The sequence below is a fragment of the Halomonas sp. PBN3 genome (assembly GCF_000475415.1).
GTDB lineage: Bacteria > Pseudomonadota > Gammaproteobacteria > Pseudomonadales > Halomonadaceae > Halomonas > Halomonas shengliensis.
Genome location: NZ_AXCA01000204.1, coordinates 1 through 1,463, shown reverse-complemented (window position 1 = coordinate 1,463; position 1,463 = coordinate 1). Strand labels below are relative to the sequence as shown.

The window sequence follows — 1,463 nt, the reverse complement described above, 5'->3', positions numbered from 1 at the left end:
CCGGCGGTAGAGCTCAACACCGCCCTGGTCTGCCTGGCCTGTGCGGTGCTCTGCATCATGGCGCCCTGGTCCCTGGCTCTATCGCCCAGCGTGGGCTACGGCATGGCGGCGGGTTTCGCCGCTTTCGGGCTGTGGCGTGCCCGACAGGCCTGGGTGGTGCTGCGCTACCGCCGCAATATGAAGCGCCTGCCGCGCTTCGCGCTGCGCAGCCGGCAGATCCCGGTCAGCCAGCGGCTGCTGTGGATGGGCAAGGGCTTCAAGTGGGAGGCGCGCCACACCCAGCGGCTGCATGAGAGCCAGCAGCCCCACGTGCAGCGCTATCTGCGCCCGGGGCCCGCCTACCGCGTCGCCCGGGAGCTGGAGAACCGGTTGGAGCGCTATGGGGCCGGTCGGCCGCTGGTGAAGCTGCTCGCCGCGGATGTGCCCTGGAATCCTGTGCGCCCGCTGCCGCCGGTGGGCGGCATGGCAGCACTGCACGCCGTGGAGTGGAAGGAGCGCGATGTCTACTTGCCCCTGGGGGAGCGGGTCGGCCATACCCTGGTGGAGGGTACCACCCGGGTCGGCAAGACCCGGCTCGCCGAGATCCTGATCACTCAGGACATCCATCGCGGCGACGTGGTGATCGCCTTCGACCCCAAGGGCGACGCCGACCTGATGATCCGCATGTATGCCGAGGCGCAGCGGGCGGGCCGCGGTGATTCATTCTACGTCTTCCACCTGGGATGGCCGGATATCTCGGCCCGCTACAACGCCGTGGGCCGCTTCGGGCGCATCTCCGAGGTGGCCACCCGGCTCGCCGGTCAGCTCTCCGGGGAGGGCAACAGCGCCGCCTTCCGCGAGTTCGCCTGGCGCTTCGTCAACATCGTGGCCCGGGCCCGTCATGCCCTGGGGCAGCGCCCCACCTACGAGCAGATCCTCTCGGACGTGGTGAACATCGACGGCCTGATGATCGAGTACGCCCAGCAGACCCTGACCCGCCACGACCAGCACGCCTGGGAGCGCATCACCACCATCGAGGGCAAGCTCAACGACAAGAACATCCCCCGCCAGTTTCAGGGCCGCGACAAGCGGGTGGTGGCCATCGAGCAGTACCTGCAGCAGGTCAAGGTGGTGGACGCCGTACTCGAGGGGCTGCGCAGCGCCGTGCGCTACGACAAGACCTACTTCGACAAGATCGTGGCGAGCCTGCTGCCGCTGCTGGAGAAGCTGACCACCGGGCGCATCGCCGAGCTGCTCTCGCCGGACTACGACGACATCGAAGACCCCCGGCCGATCATCGATTGGCAGCAGATCATCCGTAAGCGCGGCATCGTCTACGTGGGCCTGGATGCCATGTCTGATTTCGAGGTGGCCCAGGCGGTGGGCAACTCCATGTTCGCCGACCTGGTCTCGGTGGCCGGCCATATCTACAAGCACGGCATCGATGACGGCCTGCCGGCGGTGAACGGCAAGCGCATGGGCAA

Annotated in this window: 1 protein-coding gene; it reads left to right on the top strand. The window is 67.9% G+C overall.

The features are described 5' to 3' along the window. Positions 1-1,463, top strand: a 1,463-nt coding sequence (gene traD, locus Q673_RS33415; RefSeq protein ID WP_023007139.1) for a type IV conjugative transfer system coupling protein TraD, incomplete at both ends; no start/stop codon positions are given.